The sequence below is a fragment of the Planococcus donghaensis genome (assembly GCF_001687665.2).
Taxonomy (GTDB): Bacteria; Bacillota; Bacilli; order Bacillales_A; family Planococcaceae; genus Planococcus; species Planococcus donghaensis.
Genome location: NZ_CP016543.2, coordinates 11,273 through 31,938 on the forward strand (window position 1 = coordinate 11,273; position 20,666 = coordinate 31,938).

The following is a 20,666-nucleotide window of genomic DNA, read 5'->3' on the forward strand; positions in this document are numbered from 1 at the left end:
ACTTTCAACAACTTGTTCTTTGAAAACTGGATAAAACGACATTGAAACAAATGCAAGAAATTCAAGTACGCGTGACATTTTGTCACAACTTTTTAATTAACCATTGGTTAAGTTAGAAAGGGCGCACGGTGGATGCCTTGGCACTAGGAGCCGAAGAAGGACGGCACTAACACCGATATGCTTCGGGGAGCTGTAAGTGAGCTGTGATCCGGAGATTTCCGAATGGGGGAACCCACTACTTTTAATCGAGTAGTATCCATGTGTGAATCTATAGCACATGAGAAGGCAGACCCAGGGAACTGAAACATCTAAGTACCTGGAGGAAGAGAAAGCAAATGCGATTCCCTGAGTAGCGGCGAGCGAAACGGGATCAGCCCAAACCAAGAGGCTTGCCTCTTGGGGTTGTAGGACACTCTATACGGAGTTACAAAAGGTAGGATTAGGCGAAGCGACCTGGAACGGTCCGCCGCAGTGGGTAACAGCCCCGTAGCCGAAAACCTTGCCCCTCCAGAGTGGATCCTGAGTACGGCGGAACACGTGAAATTCCGTCGGAATCTGGGAGGACCATCTCCCAAGGCTAAATACTTCCTAGTGACCGATAGTGAACCAGTACCGTGAGGGAAAGGTGAAAAGCACCCCGGAAGGGGAGTGAAATAGATCCTGAAACCGTGTGCCTACAAGTAGTCAAAGCCCGTTAATGGGTGATGGCGTGCCTTTTGTAGAATGAACCGGCGAGTTACGATTGCATGCAAGGTTAAGCTGAGAAGGCGGAGCCGCAGCGAAAGCGAGTCTGAATAGGGCGACAGAGTATGCAGTTGTAGACCCGAAACCAGGTGATCTACCCATGTCCAGGGTGAAGGTAAGGTAACACTTACTGGAGGCCCGAACCCACGCACGTTGAAAAGTGCGGGGATGAGGTGTGGGTAGCGGAGAAATTCCAATCGAACCTGGAGATAGCTGGTTCTCTCCGAAATAGCTTTAGGGCTAGCCTCAAGATAGAGAATCCTGGAGGTAGAGCACTGTTTGGACTAGGGGCCCATCCCGGGTTACCGAATTCAGACAAACTCCGAATGCCAGTGATTTATGCTTGGGAGTCAGACTGCGAGTGATAAGATCCGTAGTCAAGAGGGAAACAGCCCAGACCACCAGCTAAGGTCCCCAAATATCCGTTAAGTGGAAAAGGATGTGGCGTTGCTTAGACAACCAGGATGTTGGCTTAGAAGCAGCCATCATTTAAAGAGTGCGTAATAGCTCACTGGTCGAGTGACACTGCGCCGAAAATGTACCGGGGCTAAACGGATTACCGAAGCTGTGGATGGATCTCGTAAGAGATCCGTGGTAGGAGAGCGTTCTAAGGGCGTTGAAGTCAGACCGGAAGGACTGGTGGAGCGCTTAGAAGTGAGAATGCCGGTATGAGTAACGAAAGACGGGTGAGAATCCCGTCCACCGAATGCCTAAGGTTTCCTGAGGAAGGCTCGTCCGCTCAGGGTTAGTCGGGACCTAAGTCGAGGCCGATAGGCGTAGACGATGGACAACAGGTTGATATTCCTGTACCACCTCCCCGCCGTTTGAGCAATGGGGGGACGCAGAAGGATAAGGTGAGCGTGCCGTTGGTTGTGCACGTCCAAGCAGTGAGGCGTGGAATGAGGCAAATCCCATTCCTGATACGTTGAGCTGTGATGGCAAGAGACTGAGTCTCAGAGTCCCTGATTTCACACTGCCAAGAAAAGCCTCTAGCGAGGCGGGAGGTGCCCGTACCGCAAACCGACACAGGTAGGCGAGAAGAGAATTCTAAGGTGAGCGAGTGAACTCTCGTTAAGGAACTCGGCAAAATGACCCCGTAACTTCGGGAGAAGGGGTGCTCTGGTAGGGTGTATAGCCCGAGAGAGCCGCAGTGAATAGGCCCAGGCGACTGTTTAGCAAAAACACAGGTCTCTGCAAAACCGTAAGGTGACGTATAGGGGCTGACGCCTGCCCGGTGCTGGAAGGTTAAGAGGAGTGCTTAGCGCAAGCGAAGGTGCGAATTGAAGCCCCAGTAAACGGCGGCCGTAACTATAACGGTCCTAAGGTAGCGAAATTCCTTGTCGGGTAAGTTCCGACCCGCACGAAAGGCGTAACGATCTGGGCACTGTCTCAACGAGAGACTCGGTGAAATTATAGTACCTGTGAAGATGCAGGTTACCCGCGACAGGACGGAAAGACCCCGTGGAGCTTTACTGTAGCCTGATATTGAATTTTGGTGCAACTTGTACAGGATAGGTAGGAGCCTTAGAGCCCGGAGCGCCAGCTTCGGAGGAGGCGTCGGTGGGATACTACCCTGGTTGTATTGAAATTCTAACCCACAAGCCTGATCGGCTTGGGAGACAGTGTCAGGCGGGCAGTTTGACTGGGGCGGTCGCCTCCTAAAGAGTAACGGAGGCGCCCAAAGGTTCCCTCAGAATGGTTGGAAATCATTCGCAGAGTGTAAAGGCAGAAGGGAGCTTGACTGCGAGACGTACATGTCGAGCAGGGTCGAAAGACGGGCTTAGTGATCCGGTGGTTCCGCATGGAAGGGCCATCGCTCAACGGATAAAAGCTACCCCGGGGATAACAGGCTTATCTCCCCCAAGAGTCCACATCGACGGGGAGGTTTGGCACCTCGATGTCGGCTCATCGCATCCTGGGGCTGTAGTCGGTCCCAAGGGTTGGGCTGTTCGCCCATTAAAGCGGTACGCGAGCTGGGTTCAGAACGTCGTGAGACAGTTCGGTCCCTATCCGTCGCGGGCGCAGGAAATTTGAGAGGAGCTGTCCTTAGTACGAGAGGACCGGGATGGACACACCGCTGGTGTACCAGTTGTTCTGCCAAGGGCATCGCTGGGTAGCTATGTGTGGCCGGGATAAGTGCTGAAAGCATCTAAGCACGAAGCCCCCCTCAAGATGAGATTTCCCATTGCGCAAGCAAGTAAGATCCCTCAAAGACGATGAGGTAGATAGGTTCGAGGTGGAAGCGTGGCGACATGTGCAGCTGACGAATACTAATCGATCGAGGACTTAACCAAAACCATGTACACGAAGACTTGCCCGTTCCAATGTCGTTTATCCAGTTTTGAGTGAACAAGCACTCAACCAAATAGTCCAGTGATGATGGCAAAGAGGCCACACCCGTTCCCATCCCGAACACGGCAGTTAAGCTCTTTTGCGCCGATGGTAGTTGGGGGTTTCCCCCTGTGAGAGTAGGACGTCGCTGGACCATGAAAGAAAGTCGTTACCGATTCCGGTAACGGCTTTTTTTGTGTTAAAAAACAGTAAACCTAACCTAAAGTATGCAAAGCGACCACTATTCAGCCAATGAATTTTTCTGGTAGAACTTTTAATAATAGAAGAAATACGAATATCCACATACTTATGATTAATTATTCTAAATTTTTTTTCTTTTAGTAGTTTCTTGACACACCATATGGACGCTGATAACCTTAACAATAATATTTAAAGGAAGCAGGAGGCGCGTTTATTTATGTGGGAGTCAAAATTTGTAAAAGAAGGCTTAACGTTTGATGATGTATTACTTGTACCAGCTCATTCGGAGGTATTACCAAAAGACATTGATTTAGCAGTTGAATTAACACCAACTCTTAAATTGAAAATTCCAGTAATCAGTGCAGGCATGGATACCGTAACAGAAGCGAAGATGGCGATTGCTATGGCTCGTCAAGGCGGGCTAGGAATTGTTCATAAAAATATGAGTATTGAAGAACAAGCTGAACAGGTCGTGACTGTAAAACGCTCAGAGAACGGCGTAATTACAGATCCTTTCTTTTTGACTCCTGAACATCAAGTATATGATGCTGAACATTTAATGGGGAAATATCGAATTTCAGGTGTTCCAATTGTAAACAATGAAGATGAGCTAAAACTTGTCGGAATTATTACGAACCGTGATTTGCGCTTTATTCAAGATTACTCTTTGAAAATTAATGACGTAATGACTAAAGAGCAATTAGTTACTGCTCCGGTCGGAACAACATTAGAAGATGCTGAAAAGATTTTACAGCAATACAAGATTGAGAAATTACCAATCGTTGATAGCGAAGGCGTCTTAAAAGGATTAATCACAATTAAAGATATTGAAAAAGTGATTGAATTTCCGAATGCTGCAAAAGACAGCCATGGTCGCTTGCTCGTAGGTGCGGCTGTAGGTGTAACTTCAGATACAATGAAGCGTGTTGAGAAATTAGTAAAAGCTTCAGTAGACGTTGTGGTATTAGATACAGCTCATGGTCATTCAGAAGGCGTTTTAGGCATGGTTAGACAAATTCGTGCAACGTATCCGGAATTATCAATTATCGCTGGAAACGTAGCTACTGCTGAAGGCACAAAGGCATTGATCGAAGCTGGTGCGGATGTAGTTAAAGTTGGTATCGGACCTGGTTCTATTTGTACGACACGTGTCGTAGCAGGTGTTGGGGTTCCTCAAATAACAGCTGTGTATGACTGTGCAACAGAAGCTCGTAAACACGGCAAAGCAGTCATTGCTGATGGTGGAATCAAGTATTCTGGAGACATCATCAAAGCATTAGCAGCTGGTGGACATGTGGTCATGTTAGGTAGCTTGTTAGCTGGTACAACTGAGAGTCCTGGAGACACAGAAATTTTCCAAGGTCGTCGTTTTAAAACGTATCGTGGAATGGGATCAATTGCTTCGATGGAAAAAGGTTCGAAAGACCGTTATTTCCAAGACGATGCAAAAAAACTAGTTCCAGAAGGTATTGAAGGCCGCATGCCGTACAAAGGACCTTTATCTGATACGATTCACCAACTACTAGGTGGCATTCGTGCAGGAATGGGTTATTGCGGAACAAAAGATTTACAGGTTTTACGGGAAGAAGCACAATTCATTCGTATGACTGGAGCCGGCTTACGTGAAAGCCATCCTCACGATGTGCAAATCACAAAAGAATCTCCAAACTATTCGATTTAACAAACTAAAAGCACTTGATTCATCATCTTTATTGGTGAATCGAGTGCTTTTTTGATGTTTTTGTATTTGAGTCTAATGAATATGCTAAAATAGCATGTGGAAACTTATAGATGGAGGTATTTAAACAAGTGAGAAATTTGGTAAATAAAGGACTATTGATAGCGTTACTAGCTGTATTTATGATAACTGGAATTACTCCGCAACAAGTAAATGCTGAGGAGTCGTTAACGATAATGGCAGAAGCTGCAATTTTAGTAGACGCTGAAAGTGGTAAAATTTTATATGAAAAAAATGCTGAAAAACCTTTAGGGGTTGCCAGTATGACAAAAATGATGACCGAGTATTTATTGTTTGAAGCGATTGAAGAAGGCAAGGTTGCATGGGATCAGGAGTATCAAGTAACGGATTATACTTATCAAATTTCTCAAGACATGCGCTTGAGCAATGTACCGTTCCGCGAAGACGGATCTTATACGATTAAAGAAATGTATGAAGCAATGGCCATATTCTCTGCCAATGCTGCAACAATTGGCATTGCTGAAACCATTGCCGGCACAGAAAGTGAATTTGTTGAGCTAATGAATGAAAAAGCCAAAGAAATGGGCTTAGAAAAAACAACTTTCGTCAATTCAACGGGTCTTAGTAATTCAAGTTTGATGGGGATGCATCCAGAAGGTACGAAAGAAACAGATGAAAACATTATGCCAGCACGTGCAGTTGCTAAATTGACGAAAATTTTATTGGATGATTATCCAGAAGTATTAGAAACGACGAAAATTCCATTAAAAATGTTTCGTGAAGGCACGTCTGACGAAACTCGTATGGAAAACTGGAATTCAATGCTCCCAGGGTTGATTTATGAATACGAAGGTGTCGACGGATTAAAAACCGGCAGCACTGATTTTGCGGGGTATTCGTTTGCAGGAACAGCCAAACGTGACGATACACGGTTTATCGCAGTAGTAATGGGAGCCTTAGATAGCGAAGGAGCTGGGTCTTATAAAGCACGGTTTGATGCAACTCGTGTGTTATTCGACTACGGTTTTGATGAATTTACGAAAGAAGAGCTTATTCCTGCAGGCTATCAGTTTAAAGAACAAGGCACGTTAGAAGTTGAAAAAGGTGTAGAAGAAAAGGTTGCGATCGCAGTAAAAGAGCCTGTAACAATGATGATTCGGACAGCCGAAAAAGAATTGTACCAACCGGAACTAGTATTAGATGATGCGGTTGTTGAAAATGGCAAGTTAGAAGCTGAAGTAGAAAAAGATTTAGTCGTAGGAGCTATTCAGTTTACCAAAACCGAAGGAACGGAATATGGTTATTTAAGTGGTAATGAAACCAACATCGAAGTTGCCACAACTGAATCTGTAAAACGTGCAAACTGGGTATCTTTATCGTTCCGTAGTGCAGGAGAATTTTTGTCTTCTTTATGGGATGATGCGGGCACTTTTGTAAAAGAGTTATTTTAATAGGAAAGCCGTTCATCTTTTAAGATGAACGGCTTTTTTTACTGAATTTCCCAACAAGACATCAATTCAGTAATTCCCGTATGAATTTCCTCTTCTGCCAAACCACCAAATCCAAGGACAATTTTTGGGAAGTCACTGTCTTTTTTGTGAACATCATAGGATTGTAAGCCAGTGACGCGAATCCCAACTTGTTTTGCGCGTTGTACCAATTCGCTTTCGCTCAATGGGGTTTGGATAGTCAAAACAATATGCATCCCTGCTTGTTCACCAGAAACTGTTACTGCTGGAGCAAATGGAGTGAGAGATAAACTAAGGCGTTTTATTTTCTTTTGGTATAACTTACGCATGCGATTCAAATGACGTGCGAAATGACCATCTTTCATAAATTTGGCGACCATGTGTTGATCGTGTCTCGGTACGGACGAAGAGTAATGTCGAAATGTCTGCTGATACGCAGGCAACAATCGTTTAGGCAATACCATATAAGCAAGGCGCAAAGAAGGCATAAGCGATTTAGAAAAAGTACTAATGTAAATGACGCGGTCACTCAAATCCATACTTTGAAGAGCAGGGATAGGCTGACTAGTATAACGGAACTCACTGTCATAATCGTCTTCAATAATATACCGTTCGGATTTCGCTGCTGCCCAGTTCAGTAGCTGTGCCCGTTTTGTAGCACTTAATACGGAGCCGGATGGAAATTGGTGTGAAGGAGTTACATAAGCCACATCCACGACAGATGCTTCTAGTTGGCTAATATTCAATCCGTCCTGTTCTAAGTCAATGGGAATTGCTTGACGATCGTGATGATTGAAAATGCTATGTGTTAGAGCGTAACCAGGGTTTTCGTAGCCATAAACCAATTTTTTATCGAGTAGTCGAATCAATAAAGGCAATAATTGTTCTGTTCCTGAACCAATGACGATTTGATCTGGCTGACAAACCACACCACGCGATTGATACAAATAGCGAGTGATTTCTTGACGTAAGACGTCATCTCCTTGAGGATGCCCAGATAATAATAATTCATGATTGGAATCATCTAAAATATCACGTGTTAATTTCCGCCAAGTTAAAAAAGGAAAAGACTGCGTATCAATACTGCCAGAGTTGAAATCTATTTTATACGAAACAGGTTCTTCTACAACCGGTTCATCATGCGGCATATCCAAATAGGCGAGTTCTTCAACCGGCTGGGCATAAAATCCTTTGCGTGGTCGTGATTCTATAAATCCTTCAGCTACTAGTTGAGCGTAAGCGAGTTCTACAGTTGTTTGACTAATTTGTAGGTAGTCGGCTAATTTTCGCTTACTTGGTAATTTAGTGTCGACAAGTATTTTACCTTCGATAATGGCTTTTTTTATTTCACGATAAAGCTGCTTATATAAAGGGGTTTGTGATTGTTTTTGAAGCTGAAACATCAGCATATCCATGTGAACTCCTCCAACTGACCTTATTGAAATGATTATAACTGAGTCTTTTTATATGGTCAATCTCTATTATACTGAATTTATCAACAAATTAGGAGGAATTCACAAATGACTGAGCAAGGAACAGATCGTGTAAAAAGAGGAATGGCTGAAATGCAAAAAGGTGGCGTGATCATGGATGTGGTCAACGCAGAACAAGCACGTATTGCAGAAGCTGCAGGAGCTACTGCTGTTATGGCACTTGAACGAGTGCCTTCTGATATTCGTAGAGATGGCGGAGTCGCACGTATGGCAGATCCACGCATCACAGAAGAAGTAATGAAAGCAGTATCGATTCCAGTGATGGCAAAAGCACGTATTGGTCATATTGTAGAAGCTCGTATTTTAGAAGCGATGGGTGTCGATTATATTGATGAAAGCGAAGTGTTGACACCGGCCGATGAAGAGTTTCATTTATTGAAAAACCAATACACCGTTCCTTTTGTTTGTGGGTGTCGGAACTTAGGGGAAGCGGCTCGTCGAATTGGTGAAGGTGCTTCAATGCTACGGACAAAAGGCGAACCGGGCACAGGAAATATTGTTGAAGCCGTCCGTCATTTACGACAAGTAAATGCAGAAATCCGCAAAGTGGTCGCAATGAGCGAAGATGAATTAATGACAGAAGCACGTAACTTAGGAGCTTCTTATGAATTTTTAAAAGAAGTTAAAAGTTTAGGGCGTTTGCCAGTAGTTAATTTTGCAGCTGGCGGGATTGCTACACCTGCAGACGCAGCATTAATGATGGAATTAGGAGCAGATGGTGTGTTTGTTGGGTCTGGTATTTTCAAATCAGACAACCCAGAGCGATTTGCACGGGCGATTGTTGAAGCGACGACGCATTACCAAGATTACAAATTGATCGCTGAGTTATCAAAAGACCTTGGCATTGCGATGAAGGGCATTGAAATTTCAACCATTGCTGCAGGCGAACGTATGCAAGAGCGAGGCTGGTAAGATGAAACGAGTGGGGGTTCTTGCGTTGCAAGGAGCTGTTCGTGAGCATATTAAGTCGGTTCAAGCGTGCGGAGCGGAAGCGATTGCTGTTAAGTGGCCGAAAGACCTTGAAAATTTAGATGGGTTAATCTTACCAGGTGGGGAAAGCACAACGATGCGCCGTTTAATTGATCGCTACGGCTTGATGGAACCACTTCGTGAGTTTGCCCAAACAGGAAAACCGATGTTTGGCACATGTGCGGGATTGATACTACTTGCTGAAACAGTCGTTGGTAACCAAGATGCACATTTAGGTGTGATGGATGTTACCGTTGAACGAAATTCATTTGGTCGACAAGTGGATAGTTTTGAAGCACCGCTTGAGATTAGAGGTATTGATGGAGCTTTTGAAGCGGTCTTTATCCGAGCGCCGCATATTGTCAGTGTCGGAGCAGAAGCTGAGGTGTTGTGTGTGCATAATGACAAAATTGTGATGGCGAGAGATGGCCAATTTCTCGGCTGTTCCTTCCATCCCGAATTGACAGATGATCACCGCATCACCGATTATTTTTTAAGCATGATTCAAGACAAGTCAGACCTTCTCTTGCCAAACCCATCAACTTATAGTAAAGTATGATTAATTTAAAAGACGAAACGTTGATGGGAAATAGTAAAATGAATGTTTTTCCAAAGAGAGCCGGTGGTTGGTGCGAACCGGTGAAAAACACATTTGAATCCACCCCGGAGTTGCATGGCGAAAAAAGCCATTGCCGGTTTTAATGCCGTTATGTGATGAAGAGGATTGGCTTTTGCCGATCAATCAGGGTGGCAACGCGGGTAGCTCTCGTCCCTTTACCAAGGGACGGGGGCTATTTTTGTTGTCTTTTTTTGTTATTAAAACTTGAGGAGGAAACGGTATGTTAGATATTCGTTTTGTACGTGCCAATTTTGAAGAAGTAAAAGCAAAACTTGCAAAGCGCGGAGAAGATATTTCTGTGCTTGATGATTTTGAAGGATTAGATGTAAAACGTCGTGAACTAATTGCACAAACAGAAAAATTAAAGGCAGAGCGTAACGAGGCATCTCAAAATATTGCAGCGATGAAACGTGCAAAAGAAAATGCGGACGAAGCCATTACAAAAATGCGTGAAGTCGGCGATCAAATTAAAGTGATTGATGAAGAGTTAAAAGCTGTAGAAGAAAGCTTAAACTATATTATGATGCGTGTTCCAAATATTCCGCATGATAGTGTTCCATTTGGCGATTCTGAAGATGATAATGAAGAAATTCGCACATGGGGCGATAAGCCAGCGTTTGATTTTGAAGTTAAGCCACATTGGGATTTGGGAACGGATTTAAACATCATTGATTTTGAACGTGCAGCGAAAGTAACAGGCAGCCGTTTTGTCTTTTACCGCGGACTAGGCGCTCGCTTAGAACGCGCATTGATCAATTTTATGATGGACCTTCACCAAGAAGAGCATGGTTATGAAGAAATGTTGCCGCCTTATATGGTTAACCGTGAGAGCTTAACGGGTACTGGTCAATTGCCGAAGTTTGAAGAAGATGCATTCTTGATCGAAAAAGAAGATTATTTCCTTATTCCAACTTCGGAAGTACCGGTAACCAACTTCTACCGTGATGAAATTTTAACGGCAGATATGTTGCCACAAGCCTTTGCTTCTTACAGCTCAAATTTCCGCTCTGAAGCGGGTTCTGCAGGCCGTGACACACGCGGGTTAATCAGACAACACCAATTCAATAAAGTCGAGCTAGTACGCTTTGTAAAGCCAGAGGATTCTTATGACGAACTTGAAAAATTGACTGGTCACGCGGAGAAAGTACTTCAGCTTTTAGGACTGCCATACCGCGTATTGAAGATGTGTACAGCTGATCTTGGATTTACAGCTGCAAAAAAATACGACATCGAAGTATGGATCCCGAGCCAAGAAACATACCGTGAAATATCTTCTTGCAGTAATTTTGAAGATTTCCAAGCAAGACGTGCCAATATTAAATTCCGTCGTGAAGCAACAGGTAAGCCAGAATTTGTCCATACATTAAACGGCAGTGGACTAGCCATTGGTCGTACTGTGGCAGCTTTGCTTGAAAACTGTCAGCAAAAGACGGTTCAATCAACATTCCAGAAGTATTGCAGCCTTATATGGGTGGCAAAAAGACCATTGGATAATATTTCAAAAAAAGCGCAAAAGCACTTGCTTTTGCGCTTTTTTATGTGGAAAAGAGGGTAGTGAAAAGGTAAAGAGTGAGGCAGAAAGGAGTAATTACGATGGACAACCTAAACTTTCGCTATATCGAGACGAACGGCATCACACTACATACGGCCATAGCTGGTCCAGAAGACGGCCCTTTAGTTGTTTTGTTGCACGGCTTTCCAGAATTTTGGTTTGGTTGGAAAAATCAAATTCAGCCCTTGGCGGAAAAAGGCTACCGAGTAGTGGCACCTGATCAACGTGGCTATAACTTGAGTGATAAGCCTGAAGGAATCAATCATTACACCATTGATTATTTACGAGATGATGTGATTGGGATTATTGAATTTTTTCATAAAAAGAAAGCGATTATTATTGGTCATGATTGGGGTGGTGCAGTGGCTTGGCATTTAGCAGCTACGCGTCCAGAATATGTCGAGAAATTGATCGTGTTGAACATTCCTCACCCACGGGCAATGCCACGGGTGTTAATGAAAAATCCATTGCAATGGATGAAAAGCTCTTATATTGCGTTTTTCCAATTGCCAAACTTGCCTGAGAAAGCTCTCGGAATGCGAGAGTTTAAAGTTATGCAGCGGGGCATTGAAAAATCTAGCAATCCAGCTGCTTTTTCAACATCCGAAATTGCCCAATATAAAACGGCGTGGTCGCAGTCAGATGCACTGACGGCGATGCTTAACTGGTACCGAGCTATCCGAAAAGGCAGCTTTAAGCAACTGGCTGAATCAAAAATCAACGTACCGGTCCGAATTATTTGGGGAGTAGGCGATCAGTTTTTGTCACCCATGCTAGCAAAAGAGAGTATGTCTTTTTGTAAAGAAGTCAATTTGGCATTTGTCGGAGAAGCGACGCATTGGATTCAGCACGAACAACCAGAAATCGTCAATCACTTGATCGATCAGTTTATTAACGAATAAAAAACGGAAAACCCTTATAGTTGGGTTTTCCGTTTTTGTTTTTTTAGTTCTCGCAAATTCCGAAAAAACTGTGTTAATAATTGACCACATTCGTCAGCGAGCACATTTTCGGTTACTTGGCACTGATGATTAAAACGATCATCGTTTAGCAACCGATATAAAGAATCGACACAGCCGGCTTTGGCATCACGCGCTCCATAAACAATATGGGGAATGCGGGATTGTAAAATAGCACCCGCACACATCGGACAAGGCTCTAACGTAACGTAAAGCTTTGTGTCTTCAAGTCGCCAATTATCGAGGTGCAGACAAGCTTGTTGAATGGCTAACAATTCAGCGTGTGTGACAGCGTTGTTTGTCGTTTCACGTAAATTATGTGCTCGTGCAATCACTTCGTCGTTATAGACGATCACAGCGCCAATCGGAACTTCGCCTTTGGCAGCTGCTTTATTGGCTTCTTCGATCGCCAATTGCATATAAAAATGATCTTTTTCCATTCCGTTCATGATGCATCGCTCCTTGAATCTAGTGTAGCATTTTCTCTTCAAGAAAAGAGTCGTGCAGACAAAAAACCCAGAACAACGTAGAATAGAGGGACCAGATACTAAACGGTGAGGAGTGATATAAGAATGAAACAACACAAAAAGAAAAGAAACTCCACTTTATTCTGCGGTATATCTTTATCTTTATAGGGGCAACAATGGCTGCAGCTGCGATTGAGTTGTTTTTAGTTCCTAACTCAATTATTGATGGGGGCATTATTGGGATTTCGTTAATATTGAACTATTTAACTGTTATTCCTTTTGGTGTGTTAATCGTAGCGATCAATTTACCATTCCTTTATTTTGGATATAAACATATCGGCCGGACTTTTTCATTTCTTCTATTTTTGCGATTGTCTCATTAGCATTGATAGAAATTCCTATGCACCACATTGAACCTTTTGTAGATGACCCACTTTTAGCGACAGTCTTCGGCGGTTTGTTGCTCGGTGTTGGTGTTGGACTCGTTATTCGTAATGGTGGTGCACTGGATGGCACAGAAATTCTCGGAATTTATTGGACCAAAAATTACCATTTTCAATCGGTGAATTTGTGATGTTTTTCAATGTCTTTATCTTTGGATGGGCTGGTTTTGTTCTCGGACTCGAGCAGGCAATGTATTCGGTTTTGACTTATTATATTGCCTCTAAAACCATTGACGTAGTCATACAAGGTCTTGATGATACGAAAGCGGTGTTGATCGTATCAGAAGAATACGAAGAAGTCGGATCTGCTATTAATGATCGCCTTGGTCGAAGTTTTACAAAACTCCATGGTCAAGGAGGCTATTTGAATACCCCTAAGGATGTTATTTACGTAGTCGTGACTCGTCTGGAGCTAACAAAACTCAAACAAATTGTTGCTGATGTTGATTCGAAAGCCTTTTTAACTATTATGGCCACCCAAGAAGTTCATGGTGCGACTTTTAAAGTACCTATTCATTGATCCAATTGCGGACTTTTCACTCTACTTTTCATAGGGAGGGTGTGTTAAAATAAATGGCATTGCAATTTACTTGAATCGAAAAAGGAGGACTTCGCATGCCGGTTCCATTCATCACGGTAGAAGGTCCGATTGGTGTAGGTAAGACTTCGCTAACCAAAGCGCTCGCCAATCAAAATCAATTTCAGCTATTAAAAGAAATTGTTGACGAAAACCCGTTTTTAAATAAATTCTACGAAGATATAGAAGAGTGGAGCTTCCAGACAGAGATGTTCTTTTTATGCAATCGCTACAAGCAACTAGCCGATATCCAAAAAAAGTTCATTTCCAATCACGAACCTGTGGTTGCGGATTACCATATCTTTAAAAACCTTATTTTTGCGAAGCGTACCTTGCCAACGGCTGAATACGCTAAGTACGAAGCTATCTATAAAATTTTAACAGTAGATATGCCGAAGCCGAATATGGTGATTTACTTGCATGCAAGTCTAGATACGTTAATGAAACGCATCAAATTGCGTGGGCGTGAGTTTGAACAAATGATTACCCCAGAATACATGGAAGTTAGCTGCTGATTATCATGAGTTTATCGAACGCTTTGAACGAGAGCATCCGGAAATTCCTGTTTTGCGTTTTAATGGGGATGAAATCGATTTTGTTCAAAACAATGGCGACTTGCAACTGATCTTGGACAAAGTAGACAACTTTACAGAAGAGGAGTTTGACCTTATGAATTTACGCGAAAAATACGGCATTCCACAAAATGCAGTAATTACAATAGCCGGCACAGTAGGTGTGGGAAAATCCACCATGACAAAAGCGTTGGCAGATGCATTGCAATTCCGCACATCGTTTGAAAATGTTGATACGAACCCATATTTAGATTTGTTTTATGAAGATTTTGAGAAGTGGAGTTTCCATTTACAAATTTATTTCCTGGCTGAACGTTTTAAAGAACAGAAACGGATGTTTGAATATGGTGGTGGGTTTATCCAAGACCGTTCCATCTATGAAGATACCGGGATTTTTGCGAAAATGCATTGGGATAAAGGCACGATGAACAAAGTGGACTACGAAACGTACACGAATTTGTTTGAAGCAATGGTGATGACACCTTATTTCCCACATCCAGATTTTTGTTGATTTACTTGGAAGGATCGATTGAAGATATTCTTTCACGTATACAAGAACGCGGACGTGCTATGGAACAGCAAACGCCAGTGGATTACTGGTTGGAAATGCATCAGCGCTATGAAAGCTGGATCAATTCGTTTAACGGTTGTCCGGTATTGCGATTAAACATCAACGATTACGATTTAATGAAGAACCCAGAGTGTTCGGAACAAATTGTTGAACGCATTGGTGATTTTATGCAACAAACTTCTATTCTTCGCAAATAAAAAAACCCCTTGAGTTTTTGCTCAAGGGGTTTTAACTATTTCCCGGGAAATATAAAAAGAGACATAAAAAACCCGGAAGGCGAGAGCCTTCCGGGTTGCTATATCGAAGTTATGTATAAGTTAAATTAAAAATGGAGGAGGAAAGGATTCGAACCCCCGCGGGATTTGACTCCCCTGTCGGTTTTCAAGACCGATCCCTTCAGCCAAACTTGGGTATTCCTCCGTGTAAGACAAGAATTAATTTATCATGGATGAATAATAACTGTCAACAGTTTTTGATGTTTTTTTAAATTTATTTTAAAAAACCTTATTGGGTGTGCAAAAGAACAGTATCAATAACAAGTTTAGAAAATAAATCTGTCTTTCTTGAATTGGGAGTACGAAGCCAAAGTATTTAACATTAGAAAGTGGAAATTGAACAAAGTACTGACTTGAACTCTAGGAATAAAAAGAAATTCTCACTAAATGATGGTTACGGATTGATTTTTCGAAGATTAATTCGTATACTAGTAAATGCCGTGCTAGGTGGGAAGATAGCGGTGTCCTGTAACCTGCAATCCGCTTTAGCAGGACTGAATTCCTTTCTGAGGCTGTTTGTATGTAAGGTCTGCCTCTTGCACGTAGTGTTGACATCTGGGTCCTGCGCAATGGGATCCCATGAACCATGTCAGGTCCGGAAGGAAGCAGCATTAAGTGGAACATTCCATGTGCCGCGGGATCGCCTAGATCGAGCCAACGACAAGGGTAACGCTTATGTACAGCAGTCGAAGAAAGGTGCACGGCAAAAATTCGTAATTTCAAACCTGTCCGCTCTCGTAGCGGGCAGGTTTTTTTATTTTCTGAGTTGCAGAATCGTCACGTGAATCGTAGGGAATCGTTCAGAAAAACCTGTCTTTTATGGTATAATGACAGGACGAAAAACAGATTCTTCAAAAGGAGAGAACAAGTTGGCGTATCAAGCTTTTTACCGTGTTTACAGACTCAGTCCTTTTCTGAAATGACAGGTCAAACGCATGTCAAACAAACCCTTCAAAATGCTCTCCTTTACAATAAGACAACACATGCTTATTTGTTCTCGGGACCAAGAGGGACAGGGAAAACCAGTGCCGCTAAAATATTCGCAAAAGCGTTAAACTGCGAACAAGCTCCAACGGCGGAACCTTGTAATGAATGTACTTCTTGCAGAAGCATTAATGAAGGATCTAATACCGACGTGATTGAATTCGATGCGGCTTCCAATTCTCGAGTAGAAGAGATGCGGGAAATCATTGAAAAAGTTCGGTTTTCACCGGCCAACTCACGTTTTAAAATTTATATTATCGATGAAGTGCACATGTTATCAAATAGCGCCTTTAACGCGTTGTTGAAAACATTAGAAGAACCACCAGAACATGTGGTCTTCATCTTAGCGACAACAGAACCTCACAAACTGCCATTGACGATTATTTCTCGCTGTCAGCGCTTTGATTTTAAATCCCATACGCAAGTGGACATTGTTTCCCGTATGGTAGAAGTGTTAATAGATGCAGATATTCCTTATAACGAACAAGTGCTTAAAATTATTGCACAAGCTGCAGCAGGTGGAATGCGTGATGCCCTGAGTTTACTAGACCAAGTTGTCTCGTTTAGTGGAGATGAAATGACGGTTGAAGACGCATTACTCGTAACAGGTTCTGTGAGTCAAGATGTCTTTTACGGCATCGCAGAAGCGTTACTCGCCAAAGACATCGGTCAAGCTTTAACGTTATTGGAACAATTGGTGCGAGACGGCAAAGATCCTGTGCGATTAGTTGAAGATTTCATTACTTTCTTCCGTGATTTGCTATTGATTCAAACAGCACCTGATCTCCATGACATGTTAGAGTTGGCAGCGCACGAACCACGTTTTGAAGAGTTGGCTAATCGATTCGAGCCGTCAACGCTTTATAACTGGATTGAAATTTTATCGAAAACGCAGCAAGAAATGCGCTTTTCAAACCATACCAAAATTTACATGGAAACAGCTTTGCTGAAAATGGCACAAGCAGACGTTCCGGCACAAAGCGCGGCTTCAGCTGCATCACCTGAACTAGAAGCAAAAGTGATCCAGTTGGAAAATTTGGTGCGTGAATTGCAGCAGCAAGTGAAAAATGGAGCAGGAGGCGGCGCACAAGCAGCGCCGACTGAGCAGAAAAAACGTCAACGCGTACAAAGTAGCTTTAAAATACCAACTGGACGCATTCAAGATGTTTTAAGAAATGCGACAAAAGCAGATATTCAAGCAATTAAACCAATTGGGCAACTGTCATGAATCAATTGCAGCGGTCACATTCGGCTTTATTGAATGATGCGGAGCCAGTAGCGGCATCGGCGGATGCATTTGTGTTAAAATTCAAGTATGATATTCATTGCCAGATGGCTTCTGAAAACCAAACCTTTGCTGCGACATTCAGCCAGTTGCTGGAGCAGTATGCGGGCAAAGCATATACACCGTTTTCGTACCAGATGCCAGTTGGCTGAAAATCCGTGAAGAATTTATTAAAAGAGCGGGTTAAAGTCAGGCACTGAAGAAAAGCAGTCAGAGTCTGAAGAAGAAAATCCGTTTTCGGGTGATGGGGCAGTAGCGGAAGAAGATCCGTTTATCTCAGAAGCCGAGCGTCTTTTCGGAAAAGACTTTGTCGAAGTTCATGATGATTAAAATGAAAATTCTAAGGAGGAACTAATTATGCGCGGTGGAGGAAATATGCAAGGCATGATGAAACAAATGCAAAAAATGCAAAAAGAAATGGCAGTGGCTCAAGAAGAGCTTGGAACATTAAAGTTTGAAGGATCAGCAGGAGGCGGTATGGTCAAAGTTACTGTATCCGGTCATAAAGAAGTATTGGATATCGTTCTTGATCCAACAGTAGTGGACCCAGAAGATGTTGAAATGTTACAAGATCTTTTAGTTGTTGCGACAAACGAAGCGTTTAAAAAAGCGGATGAACATGCGAATTCCACAATGGGGAAATTCACGAAGGGCTTAAATCTCCCGGCATGTTCTAGGAGGTAAACTAGATGCATTATCCAGAACCCATTTCGAAATTAATGGAGAGTTTTATGAAATTGCCAGGAATCGGGCCAAAAACAGCGGCCCGTCTGGCGTTTTTTGTTCTTGGCATGAAAGAGGATACAGTGCTTGATTTTGCAAAGGCATTAGTCGATGCAAAGCGAAACTTAAGCTTTTGTTCGGTTTGCGGCCATATTACCGATGTGGATCCTTGTCATATTTGTCAAGACCAACAACGGGACCGTACGACAATTTGTGTAGTGCAAGATCCGAAAGATGTTATTGCGATGGAAAAGATGCGTGATTACAAAGGCTTGTATCATGTTTTGCAAGGAGCGATTTCTCCAATGGATGGAGTTGGCCCTGAAGACATCAATGTGCCATCTTTACTGAAACGCCTTCAAGATGAAGAGGTAGAAGAGTTGATCTTAGCTACCAACCCGACAATTGAAGGAGAAGCAACAGCCATGTACATTTCTCGTCTCGTAAGACCGTCTGGAATTAGAACAACTCGAATTGCCCACGGACTTCCAGTAGGTGGAGATTTAGAGTATGCCGATGAAGTGACGTTGTCGAAAGCGTTTAGAAGGTCGAAGAGAGCTTTAATAGTAAAGTACCTATTTTAAACTTCCGTGAAATTGGAAAATATTCTGACATATTATGTTTTGGCTATAATTGTTAGAGAAGTAGTTTATCTAGTATATATAGAGAGAAAAAGAAGTTGGGTTAAAACGGCTTTTTAAGTGATTAAAACAACTTCTTTTTTTAGCTCTTATATAGAAGGAAACCGCAGTCTATTGATTAATGTTTTATAAATATAATTTTATTTACCAAAAGTGTTGACAGTCTGAAGTATATGCTTTAGTATCATAGGAGTCGTCAAGAACGACACAAAACTTGAAACAAACTGAACCTTGAAAACTGAACAGCAAAACGTCAACAAACAGCAACGGCCGCGCAAAACGGCCCGCGCAAAACTTACTGATCAGCGTTATGCAGATCAAAGCGAATCGTGCGTCTTCGGACGGCGATACGCCAGCAGTATTGAGCAATCAACACTACTCTATAATGGAGAGTTTGATCCTGGCTCAGGACGAACGCTGGCGGCGTGCCTAATACATGCAAGTCGAGCGGAACCAGAGGAGCTTGCTCCTTCTGGTTTAGCGGCGGACGGGTGAGTAACACGGGCAACCTGCCCTGCAGATCGGGATAACTCCGGGAAACCGGTGCTAATACCGAATAGTTTGCGGCCTCTCCTGAGGCTGCACGGAAAGACGGTTTCGGCTGTCACTGCAGGATGGGCCCGCGCGCATTAGCTAGTTGGTGGGGTAATGGCCTACCAAGGCGACGATGCGTAGCCGACCTGAGAGGGTGATCGGCCACACTGGGACTGAGACACGGCCCAGACTCCTACGGGAGGCAGCAGTAGGGAATCTTCCGCAATGGACGAAAGTCTGACGGAGCAACGCCGCGTGAGTGACGAAGGTTTTCGGATCGTAAAACTCTGTTGTGAGGGAAGAACAAGTACCAACTAACTACTGGTACCTTGACGGTACCTCACCAGAAAGCCACGGCTAACTACGTGCCAGCAGCCGCGGTAATACGTAGGTGGCAAGCGTTGTCCGGAATTATTGGGCGTAAAGCGCGCGCAGGCGGTCCTTTAAGTCTGATGTGAAAGCCCACGGCTCAACCGTGGAGGGTCATTGGAAACTGGAGGACTTGAGTGCAGAAGAGGAAAGTGGAATTCCATGTGTAGCGGTGAAATGCGTAGAGATGTGGAGGAACACCAGTGGCGAAGGCGACTTTCTGGTCTGTAACTGACGCTGAGGCGCGAAAGCGTGGGGAGCAAACAGGATTAGATACCCTGGTAGTCCACGCCGTAAACGATGAGTGCTAAGTGTTAGGGGTTTCCGCCCCTTAGTGCTGCAGCTAACGCATTAAGCACTCCGCCTGGGGAGTACGGCCGCAAGGCTGAAACTCAAAGGAATTGACGGGGGCCCGCACAAGCGGTGGAGCATGTGGTTTAATTCGAAGCAACGCGAAGAACCTTACCAGGTCTTGACATCCCACTGCCCGGTGTAGAGATACGCTTTTCCCTTCGGGGACAGTGGTGACAGGTGGTGCATGGTTGTCGTCAGCTCGTGTCGTGAGATGTTGGGTTAAGTCCCGCAACGAGCGCAACCCTTGATCTTAGTTGCCAGCATTTAGTTGGGCACTCTAAGGTGACTGCCGGTGACAAACCGGAGGAAGGTGGGGATGACGTCAAATCATCATGCCCCTTATGACCTGGGCTACACACGTGCTACAATGGACGGTACAAAGGGTTGCCAACCCGCGAGGGGGAGCCAATCCCATAAAACCGTTCTCAGTTCGGATTGTAGGCTGCAACTCGCCTGCATGAAGCCGGAATCGCTAGTAATCGTGGATCAGCATGCCACGGTGAATACGTTCCCGGGCCTTGTACACACCGCCCGTCACACCACGAGAGTTTGTAACACCCGAAGTCGGTGAGGTAACCCTTGTGGAGCCAGCCCCGAAGGTGGGACAGATGATTGGGGTGAAGTCGTAACAAGGTAGCCGTATCGGAAGGTGCGGCTGGATCACCTCCTTTCTAAGGATAAATTCGGAACCGGGCGCCTAGCGCTCCGGGGTTGACGTTTTTGCGTTCAGTTTTGAAGGTTCACCTTCAGGCGGCAACGCCTTTTTTTGTGACTTTCAACAACTTGTTCTTTGAAAACTGGATAAAACGACATTGAAACAAATGCAAGAAATTCA

General features: G+C 43.8%; 8 protein-coding genes, 1 tRNA gene, 3 rRNA genes, 1 other RNA gene, 6 pseudogenes and 1 other annotated feature. Of the genes and pseudogenes, 16 read left to right on the forward strand and 3 right to left on the reverse strand.

Annotated elements, in window-relative coordinates; all coding sequences use genetic code 11:
- The first annotated feature begins 105 nt into the window (after nucleotides 1-105).
- The 4 genes from BCM40_RS00040 to BCM40_RS00055 all read left to right on the forward strand — a co-directional run bounded on the left by BCM40_RS00040 (nucleotide 106) and on the right by BCM40_RS00055 (nucleotide 6,426).
- Nucleotides 106-3,038, forward strand: a 23S ribosomal RNA gene (locus tag BCM40_RS00040).
- 75 nt (nucleotides 3,039-3,113) lie between these two features.
- Nucleotides 3,114-3,229: ribosomal RNA gene (gene rrf, locus BCM40_RS00045) — 5S ribosomal RNA — on the forward strand.
- A gap of 264 nt (nucleotides 3,230-3,493) precedes the next feature.
- Nucleotides 3,494-4,957: an IMP dehydrogenase gene (gene guaB, locus BCM40_RS00050; protein ID WP_065524962.1), complete on the forward strand. Its 1,464-nt coding sequence runs from the start codon at nucleotides 3,494-3,496 to the stop codon at nucleotides 4,955-4,957.
- A 110-nt stretch (nucleotides 4,958-5,067) separates the two neighbouring features.
- The gene (locus BCM40_RS00055; protein WP_065524961.1) at nucleotides 5,068-6,426 is read left to right on the forward strand and encodes a serine hydrolase; all 1,359 of its coding nucleotides are present in this window, start codon (nucleotides 5,068-5,070) and stop codon (nucleotides 6,424-6,426) included.
- Nucleotides 6,427-6,464: 38 nt separating this feature from the next.
- Here BCM40_RS00055 and pdxR read toward each other — a convergent pair whose 3' ends face one another.
- On the reverse strand, nucleotides 6,465-7,859 hold the full coding sequence (gene pdxR / locus BCM40_RS00060; RefSeq protein WP_065524960.1) for a MocR-like pyridoxine biosynthesis transcription factor PdxR: 1,395 nt from the start codon (nucleotides 7,857-7,859) through the stop codon (nucleotides 6,465-6,467).
- Between the two features lie 105 nt (nucleotides 7,860-7,964).
- On the opposite strand from pdxR, the gene pdxS reads away from it, so the two are divergent.
- The 4 genes and pseudogenes from pdxS (at nucleotide 7,965) to BCM40_RS00080 (ending at nucleotide 11,979) form a co-directional block, all read left to right on the forward strand.
- Nucleotides 7,965-8,849, forward strand: coding sequence for a pyridoxal 5'-phosphate synthase lyase subunit PdxS (gene pdxS / locus BCM40_RS00065; protein ID WP_008431888.1), 885 nt, complete (start codon nucleotides 7,965-7,967; stop codon nucleotides 8,847-8,849).
- A 1-nt stretch (nucleotide 8,850) separates the two neighbouring features.
- Nucleotides 8,851-9,465 carry a pyridoxal 5'-phosphate synthase glutaminase subunit PdxT gene (gene pdxT, locus BCM40_RS00070; protein WP_065524959.1) on the forward strand — a complete coding sequence of 205 codons (615 nt, stop codon included), beginning with the start codon at nucleotides 8,851-8,853 and terminating at the stop codon, nucleotides 9,463-9,465.
- A gap of 11 nt (nucleotides 9,466-9,476) precedes the next feature.
- Nucleotides 9,477-9,683, forward strand: a binding site (T-box leader).
- A gap of 62 nt (nucleotides 9,684-9,745) precedes the next feature.
- Nucleotides 9,746-11,019: pseudogene (gene serS / locus BCM40_RS00075) on the forward strand (serine--tRNA ligase).
- A gap of 99 nt (nucleotides 11,020-11,118) precedes the next feature.
- Nucleotides 11,119-11,979, forward strand: coding sequence for an alpha/beta fold hydrolase (locus BCM40_RS00080; RefSeq protein ID WP_065524958.1), 861 nt, complete (start codon nucleotides 11,119-11,121; stop codon nucleotides 11,977-11,979).
- A gap of 14 nt (nucleotides 11,980-11,993) precedes the next feature.
- Here the strand turns inward: BCM40_RS00080 and tadA are convergent, their stop codons facing one another.
- The gene (gene tadA, locus BCM40_RS00085; RefSeq protein ID WP_156851238.1) at nucleotides 11,994-12,485 is read right to left on the reverse strand and encodes a tRNA adenosine(34) deaminase TadA; all 492 of its coding nucleotides are present in this window, start codon (nucleotides 12,483-12,485) and stop codon (nucleotides 11,994-11,996) included.
- Between the two features lie 194 nt (nucleotides 12,486-12,679).
- Here tadA and BCM40_RS00090 point away from each other — a divergent pair.
- From BCM40_RS00090 to BCM40_RS00100, 3 pseudogenes are all read left to right on the forward strand, one after another.
- Nucleotides 12,680-13,466: pseudogene (locus tag BCM40_RS00090) on the forward strand (YitT family protein).
- A 95-nt stretch (nucleotides 13,467-13,561) separates the two neighbouring features.
- Nucleotides 13,562-14,196, forward strand: a pseudogene (locus BCM40_RS00095) (deoxynucleoside kinase).
- Nucleotides 14,193-14,863, forward strand: a pseudogene (locus BCM40_RS00100) (deoxynucleoside kinase). Before BCM40_RS00095 ends, BCM40_RS00100 begins: the two co-directional pseudogenes overlap by 4 nt.
- A gap of 132 nt (nucleotides 14,864-14,995) precedes the next feature.
- On the opposite strand, the gene BCM40_RS00105 reads toward BCM40_RS00100, so the two are convergent.
- Nucleotides 14,996-15,086: transfer RNA gene (locus BCM40_RS00105), tRNA-Ser, on the reverse strand.
- 293 nt (nucleotides 15,087-15,379) lie between these two features.
- On the opposite strand from BCM40_RS00105, the gene ffs reads away from it, so the two are divergent.
- From ffs to BCM40_RS00130, 5 genes and pseudogenes are all read left to right on the forward strand, one after another.
- An RNA gene (gene ffs, locus BCM40_RS00110) (signal recognition particle sRNA large type) lies at nucleotides 15,380-15,645 on the forward strand.
- A gap of 165 nt (nucleotides 15,646-15,810) precedes the next feature.
- A pseudogene (gene dnaX / locus BCM40_RS00115) lies at nucleotides 15,811-17,540 on the forward strand (DNA polymerase III subunit gamma/tau).
- 27 nt (nucleotides 17,541-17,567) lie between these two features.
- Nucleotides 17,568-17,894 (forward strand): YbaB/EbfC family nucleoid-associated protein, encoded by a 327-nt coding sequence (locus BCM40_RS00120; protein ID WP_065527635.1) that lies wholly within the window; start codon nucleotides 17,568-17,570, stop codon nucleotides 17,892-17,894.
- Nucleotides 17,895-17,899: 5 nt separating this feature from the next.
- Nucleotides 17,900-18,497 (forward strand): annotated as a pseudogene (recR, locus tag BCM40_RS00125) (recombination mediator RecR).
- 459 nt (nucleotides 18,498-18,956) lie between these two features.
- Nucleotides 18,957-20,502: ribosomal RNA gene (locus tag BCM40_RS00130) — 16S ribosomal RNA — on the forward strand.
- The last annotated feature ends 164 nt before the right edge of the window (nucleotides 20,503-20,666 follow it).